The sequence below is a fragment of the Flavobacterium zepuense genome (assembly GCF_007097145.1).
Classification (GTDB): domain Bacteria; phylum Bacteroidota; class Bacteroidia; order Flavobacteriales; family Flavobacteriaceae; genus Flavobacterium; species Flavobacterium zepuense.
In genome coordinates, this window is sequence record NZ_VJVZ01000013.1 from 184659 (window position 1) to 192803 (window position 8145).

Sequence of the window (8145 nt, forward strand, 5' to 3'; positions counted from 1 at the left end):
GTTAAGCCTGCTGGGTTTTATAGCTCAGTAATTCAAATTTCTCTCCATCAAAAACACCGTAGGTAAAGTAGCCTATCCAGTCGCCAAGGTTAATATAATAGGAGTTATTACCCACATTAATGGTCATGGGCAGGTGGCGGTGGCCAAAGATAAAGTAGTCATAATGTTTGGTTTGCAGCTTGCGTTTGGAGTATAATACCAGCCATTCGTTATCTTCCCCTAAAAATTTAACATCAGAGTCGCCGCTTATCAACTTATTCTTAACCGACAGATATTGAGCGAGTTTCACGCCAATATCAGGGTGCAGCCACCTAAAAAGCCACTTAGAAAAAGGGTTAGTAAACACCTTTTTCATGCGTTTGTAGCCTTTATCGCCGGGGCCAAGGCCATCGCCATGTCCTATTAAGAACACCTTATTATTAAAGGTAAACTCCTGGGGCTTATGGTATACCGGTATATTTAGTTCTTTCTGAAAGTAATCGTGCATCCATAAATCATGGTTACCGGTAAAGAAATATATAGGTATGCCGCTGTCGCGAAGTTCGGCCAGTTTGCCCAAAACGCGAACAAAACCTCTGGGTACTACGGTTTTATACTCAAACCAAAAGTCAAAAAGGTCGCCCAGTAAGAAAAGTACTTCAGCATCGTGCTTAATTTCATCCAGCCATTGTACAAATTTTTGCTCACGAGGAAAACTAAGCTCGGCGGTTGGTGCGCCAAAGTGCTGATCGGACGCGAAGTATATTTTTTTAGAGGTATCCATTACAAATATTAGGTATGGCAAAGATATAAAGTAATACGCACATATAATATTTGTATTATTATGTAAGAAAAAGTTAGTAGTTCATTTTTATATTCATAACAATTAGAGGAAATTTTGTTTTTTTTAATTAAAAGTTAGATAATCTTTAACATTACGTGCATTTCGTTTAAAAAATTTCCTTATTTTCGGAATCTTAAACATAAACTACTAATTAATAATTCTATGAAAAAAACTACTTTTCTGTTTTTCATGTTTTTCTTATCCCTTTGTGCTTTTGCACAGCCCGGCTTGCCGATGGAGGGATTTGAAGGTACATGGACAACGCAAACGGGTTCAGGCGCGGGTGGTCCCGCCGGCTGGGCTTTAGTTAGTGAGGCCAATGGGCCAACCGAATGGTGGATCCAGGGTAATGGCGGTTCTGCGCAGCCTGCTTTTGAGGGTACGCACTCAGCATTCCTGGATCGGGAAAACGTTGCTCCTACAACATTTGCAACAGATTGGCTTATTACGCCGCTTATAGAGATGCCTGCCAACCCGCAGTTGCATTTTTACTCGCGTTTATTCTTTAATGCAGATCAAAATACTACATTTAAGATATACGTGTCTAACCCTGTTGCTGAGGCAGATGACAGTGTTGCCAACCAAACCAACACGGCAAACTTTGGTACGCCGCAGGTAACCTGGACTGAGTTACAGCTTAATCCTACACAGCTTGCGTGGCAGCAAAAAACTGTGGACCTACCTGCTACCATGGCGGGTTCTTTTAGATATATCGCTTTTGTTATGGCTGGCGATAATGGTGAGCGTTGGGCAATTGATAACGTGTCGGTTACGGCTAAATGTTTTGACCCAACAACTCTTACCGCTACTAATATTGGTATGACCACGGCTAACCTTAGCTGGGCTAACCCAAGTGGTGCTACCTCTTGGGAAATTGAGTTATTGCCACAAACCGGTACCCCTACAGGTAACGGTGTGGTTTACAATGGCACTTTACCATATGTGGCAGGTGCTCCGGCTAATGGTGCTCCTCTAACAGCTAATACTGATTATAAATACTATGTTAAAGCATTATGTTCTGACGGTGGCGAAAGCGGCTGGGTAGGACCCTTTAGCTTTAGTACGGTTGCGTTGGGCGAAAGCTGCGCCGCTCCTATAGTTATTAGTACTTTACCATATTCTACAACAGATAACACATCTAACTATGCCGATAACTATGAAGGCGTACCGGGAAGTACAGGTTGTGGTACAGAAACATGGGAAAGTTACCTAAATGGTAATGATGTTGTATATTCTTACACCGCTACATTTACAGGTGTTATAAGCATAAATGCCCCAACCATTAATGGCGAAGCGGGTGTTTTTGTTTATGATGATTGTGCTGATATAGGTGTATCGTGTATAGGCGGTGCAAATAGCGAATGGAACCAAACATCGCTTTCTATCCCTACACTTTCGGTAACACAGGGTCAAACCTATTATATTGTAGTGTCTACCGTGTGGGCTCAAACTACACCGTATACATTAATTATACAACAGGTTAACTGTGCGCCTCCTGTAGGTTTACCTACAACTAACATTGGCCAGACATCTGCAGATCTTTCCTGGACAAACCCAAGCAATGCTACTTCGTGGCAAATAGTTATTCAGGCTCCTGCCGGTGGCATACCATCTGGTGCAGGTACAACAGTTACAGATAACTCTAATTTAACAGTTACAGAAACGTTTGCCGGTGTAGACCTTGTTGCTGCAACTCCTTACGAATATTATGTACGTGCCGATTGTGGTAATGGTACATTTAGTGCATGGGCAGGCCCATATGTGTTTAATACAATGATTTGTGAAACTACAAATCAATGTACCTACACTTTTACATTAACTGACTCGTGGGGTGACGGATGGAATGGTAATACCATGACAGTGTCTCAAAACGGTATTACAATAGCTACTTTAGGCGGTACATTTACATCAGGTAGCGGCCCTATAACGGTTCCGGTACAGGTGTGTAATGATTTGCCAATCCAGCTTTACTGGAATACAGGTGGTAGCTTTGCTAATGAAGTTGGAGTTTCTATACAAAATAGCTTTGCTCAAACTTTTTACACAAAAGCACCGGGTACAGGAGTTCAAAACTCTGTACTTTACACTGGTACTGTAGATTGTGATACTGCTATGTGTTTGGCTCCAACAGGGCTTAATGTTACTAACGTTACAAACACATCTGCCGATCTTGGATGGGCAGGCCAGCCTACAGGTACATGGGAATATTACTATGCTGAGGCAGGTAGCCCTGCACCAACAGATGCAGATGCTATACCTACAACTACAAACCCTACAACAGTAGTACTTGAAGAGGCTACTAACTACGTGTTTTATGTAAGGATGGTGTGTAGCGATACACAAAATAGCCCTTGGGCAGGTCCGTTTGCTTTCAGTTCAGATGTATGTCCTGAAGCTCAACAGTGTGACTACACTTTTGTGTTGACCAGCGATTTTTGGGGCGGTTGGTATGGTGGAACCATGCAAATTACCCAAAATGGTATTAACGTTGCAACCATAGGTTCTACATTTACAACAGGCGCAACCCAAACGGTTACCGTGCCACTTTGTACAAGTACACCGTTCCAGGTATTCTGGACAAACGGTGGTACATTCTCTTACCAGGTAGGGCTTCAGATAATTAATGGTTTCGATCAGACATTATTCACAATGTTACCTGGTACCGGTACTCCTAATACAGTATTGTACAGCTCTACTGCCGACTGTTTAGTGCCGGCGTGTTTAGCTCCTACAGGATTGTATACAGAAAATGAAACTACAACAACTGCCGATCTTGGCTGGGATGGCCCGGAAACAGGATCGTGGGAATATTATGTTGTTGAAGCTGGTGAAGCTGCACCAACAGAAACAACTACCCCAACAGGTGCTACAATAACTAACCCTGCGGTAGGTGTAGGCCCTCTTACAGCGGCTACTAACTACGAGTATTATGTAAGGATAGTATGTGCTGATGATGAAGAGAGCGATTGGGCAGGCCCGTTTGCATTTAACACCGAAGTTTGTGAAGAAGCGGATAAGTGTGTATTCTCTTTTGAAATGACCAGTGAAAACGGATGGGGTTACGAAGGTAATACCATGACAATATCTCAGGGTGGTGTGCCGGTGGCTACAATAGGTGATGAGTTTACATGGGGTTCTCCTAATATGTATTCTATGACAGTAGATATACCTTTATGTGCTGATGTGCCTATTGAAATATTCTGGAACACTACAGGTTGGGATGCCTACGAAAAAGGGCTTATTGTTTATAGTCCGTTTATGGAGGATATCTTTACAAAACCTGCAGGAACAGGTGCTCAGGGAACAACTATTTATGAAGGTGCACCTTCATGTTTAGCGCCTCTTTGCCCTAAACCACAAGATCTTACTATAGATAATATTGGTTTAGATACGGCCGAGATAGGCTGGACAGAGATGGGTAGTGCAACCCAGTGGGAAGTAACAGTACTGGCTTACCAGGCAACTGCTCCAAGCCCTACTGCACCAATAGTAACTACATTACTTACTAATGATAACCCTGTAAACCTTTCAGATTATTTTGACCTTGAAAGTGGTACAACATATTCATTCTACGTTAGGGCAATTTGTGGTGGCGATAACGGCAACAGTACATGGTCTGGCCCGCTTACCTTTACAACATCGCTTGCAAATGATGATTGCGATGGCGCTATAGAGGTACCGGTTAACCCGGGCGCAATGTGTGTACAGTCGGTAGCAGGCACTATTACAGGTAGTACATCTTCGGGTGTTTTGCCAAGCTGCTATTGGGATACCCCAGATTATGACGCATGGTTTGTGTTTGAAGCAACGGGCGAATCTCATGCGGTTAATATAAATAATGATTTTGGTGCCACTATGGTGTTCGCAGTTTTTGAAGGCGACGATTGTGGTAACCTTACAGAGATAGGCTGTACTACATGGCAGCAAACGGTAGTGTTAAATGATTTAACACCGGGTAGTAACTACTATGTAATGGTTTACACTACATTTTTAAATAATCCTGCAACTGTTACCGGCTTTGATATTTGTATATCAACTCCGGAGCCTCCAATCACGGTATCTGAAACTCAGTACACAGTTCCTGAGCTTATTACAGATGTATTCCTTGGTTCAGACTGTGCTTATGTAGATAACTTTACATCGGTTACAGGTACTGCAGTAGGTAAAAACGGTATAGGATACTGGGAAAGCAACGGATCGAGCTTCCAGTTCTCAGATCCTGATGGTACTGTTTATGATAGTGGTATAGTATTAGTAAGCGGCGATGCAGAGACAGATGTTCCTGGCCCTAATGACAGCGGTATTTTTGGAGGATGGGAAAATCCTGTTGAAGAGGCAGCTCTTGAGGCTATCCTGAATACTTATCCGGAATTCCCTGCGGGCAATCAGGCTAATACCCATGGTTCTACATCAATTAAATTTGATTTCTCGCCACTGGTAGATATACCTGAGGGATCTACATTATTCAAATTCTTATTTGCATCGGAAGAATACGGAACACCTGGATTTGAGTGTACTTATTCTGATGTATTTGCCTTTATCCTTACAGATCTTGAAAGCGGCGAAGTAAGTAACCTTGCAGTATTGCCTAACGGCCAGCTGATATTGGTAACTAACATTCACCCTGATAACCAGGATCAGGGCGCAAACTGCCCTGGTATAAACGAGGAGTACTTTGGCCAGTATAATGGTCTATTATCTCCAATTAACCTTAACGGACAAACTATTAAAATGGATGCAGTGGTGCCTTATACCCTTGAGGCAAACCATGAGTATAGCATGCAAATGATCGTGGCTAATGAAGGTGATGATGGTGTATCATCGGCAGTATTCCTTCTTGGTGGCAGTTTTAACCTTGGGGAGATAGACCTTGGTGCCGATATGATTGTTGAAGATGGTACGGGAGCATGTGCCCAAGAAGAAGTAGTATTAAGTACTAATCTTGACCCTGACCAGCATACTTTTACATGGTTCCAGGACGGTGTAGAGATGGATGGCGAAGATGAAGCTACCCTTACAGTTACCGAGAGTGGTACTTATAGTGTAGAAGCAGCAGTTATTGGTATAGATTGTACTCGTGAGGGTTCTATACTTGTTGAGTTCTTTGCTCCGGTAGAAGAAATTGTTGCCGACCCTGCTGATCTTACTGTTTGTGATGCTGATGGTTTTGCTGAGTTTGACCTTACTCAAAATACTGATATTTTGTTAGAGGGACTTGATGCAAGCTTATATACCGTAACATATTATCTTACTGAGGCTGACGCTGTAGCTGCTGAGAATGCCATAGAAACTCCTGAGGCATTTACAAATACTATTAGCGGTGGCCAGCCTATCTGGGTTAACGTTTTAATTACTGCAAGTGAAGGTGGTTGTACAGGTGTTAAATCTTTTGACCTGATAGTACAAGACCTTACACCGGTTTATACTATTACAGATGACTTTACATTGTGTGAAGGTGCTACAGGTACTATTGAAGTTACAGTAGAGAATGCTGGTTCTGATATTACTTACAGCTGGTCTGTAGTAGGTGGTGCAGATCTTCCTGATACAGGTAGCTCTATAACGGTTGATGCTTCTGGCGAATACCAGGTAGTAGTTAGCAACTCTGGCTGTACCATTACTGCCAGTACTGTGGTAACAGTAGTTCCTGTACCGGTTGCAGATGATCCTGCTGATGTTGAAGCTTGCGGTAGCTATGAGCTTCCGGTATTAACTAATCCGGGCAATGCTTACTATACCCAAACTAGTGGTGGTGGTACTGAGTTAGCTGCGGGCGAAGTAATTACTTCTACACAGGATATTTATGTATATGCTTCGGCAGGTGCTGCCGGATGTACTGCAGAGAATGTGTTTACTGTAACTATCAACGCTACTCCTGCCATTGTGGCTGCAGAAGTTGAGCCGGTAACAGCTTGCGAAAGCTACACACTTCCGGCACTTACAGTAGGTAATTATTATGATGCTGCCGGCGGTGCTGGTAACGTTATACCTGTTGGTACAGAGTTTACAACTAACACAACGGTATATGTATATGCCGAAACAGGTTCTGTGCCAAACTGTACATCAGAAGAGAGTTTTACAATAACAATCGTTCCGGTTCCGGTTGCAGATGACCCTGCAGATGTTGTTGAGTGTGGTAGCTATACGCTTCCTGCTTTAACCCCGGGTAATGCTTATTATACCGAAACTAATGGTGGTGGTATTGAGTTAGCAGCTGGCGAGGTTATTACCGCTACACAAGATGTATATGTATTTGCTTCAAACGGCGCTGCCGGTTGTACAGATGAAAATGTATTTACTGTAACAATTAATGCTACACCTGCTATTGTTGCATCAGAAGTAGAGCCGGTAACAGCTTGCGACAGCTATATACTTCCTGCACTTACTGTGGGTAACTATTATACTGCTGCTGGTGGTGCGGGTACTCTTATACCTGCGGGTACAGAGTTAATTGCTACAACTACAGTTTATGTATATGCCGAGACAGGTACTGTACCAAACTGTACATCTGAAACTAACTTTACGGTTACTGTATCTCCAACTCCTGCAGTTGTAGAACTTGACGATGTTGCAACGTGCGATAGCTATACCTTAGAGGCTCTGCCTGCAGGTAATGTCTACTACACGGGCCCTGGCGCTACAGGTACAACACTTGCAGCGGGCACAGTTATTATAGATAGCCAGACTATTTATGTATACGCAGCTGCTACAGGTAACTCAACCTGCTTTGGCGAAACAAGCTTTAACGTAGGTATTGTAGCAACACCGGAAGTTACTATAGATCAAAAATGTAATGATGATAATGAGTATCAGCTTACTGTTATCTTTGCAGATGAGATCTATAATGCAGATAACGCAACATTTACATGGAGTGGCCCTCAAACAGGTACAGGCTATGCATTTGTTATAGATAAGATTGGTACTTATACTGTAACAGTAACACCTTTAGATGGCGCTTGTCCGTTTGAAACGTCGGTAGATGTTCTTGCAACAAGCTGTGAAATCCAAAAAGGTATCTCTCCTAACGGTGACGGTAAAAATGATAACTTTGATCTTTCGGGCTTAGATGTTAGAAAAATTGAGATATTTAACCGTTACGGTAAAGAAGTGTACAGTAAAACAGATTATGTTGATGAATGGTATGGCCAAACAAGTGGTGGAGATGAACTACCTACAGGAACATATTTCTACATGGTACAACGCCGCAACGGCGAGAGCACTACCGGTTGGGTTTATATCAACAGGCAGGATAACTAAATTTTAAAAATAAGGCTGCTAAACCCCTGCCAAAAGGCGGGGGTTAGGTATGCCTACTCAACTTA

2 protein-coding genes are annotated in these 8145 nt (G+C 42.7%); one reads left to right on the top strand and one right to left on the bottom strand.

The annotated features are described in order from the left end of the window. Position 1 precedes the first annotated feature (1 nt). The gene (locus tag FMM05_RS18195; protein WP_143374850.1) at positions 2 to 763 is read right to left on the bottom strand and encodes a UDP-2,3-diacylglucosamine diphosphatase; all 762 of its coding nucleotides are present in this window, start codon (positions 761 to 763) and stop codon (positions 2 to 4) included. Between the two features lie 222 nt (positions 764 to 985). Here FMM05_RS18195 and FMM05_RS18200 point away from each other — a divergent pair, with 222 nt between their 5' ends. Continuing rightward, complete coding sequence (locus tag FMM05_RS18200; RefSeq protein WP_143374851.1) at positions 986 to 8080, top strand: choice-of-anchor L domain-containing protein; 7095 nt, start codon at positions 986 to 988, stop codon at positions 8078 to 8080. Positions 8081 to 8145: the final 65 nt, after the last annotated feature.

Bases quoted from the DNA above. Each gene is read 5' to 3' on its own strand.
- FMM05_RS18195 (WP_143374850.1), bottom strand. From the start codon at position 763: ATGGATACCTCTAAAAAAATATACTTCGCGTCCGATCAGCACTTTGGC.
- FMM05_RS18200 (WP_143374851.1), top strand. From the start codon at position 986: ATGAAAAAAACTACTTTTCTGTTTTTCATGTTTTTCTTATCCCTTTGT.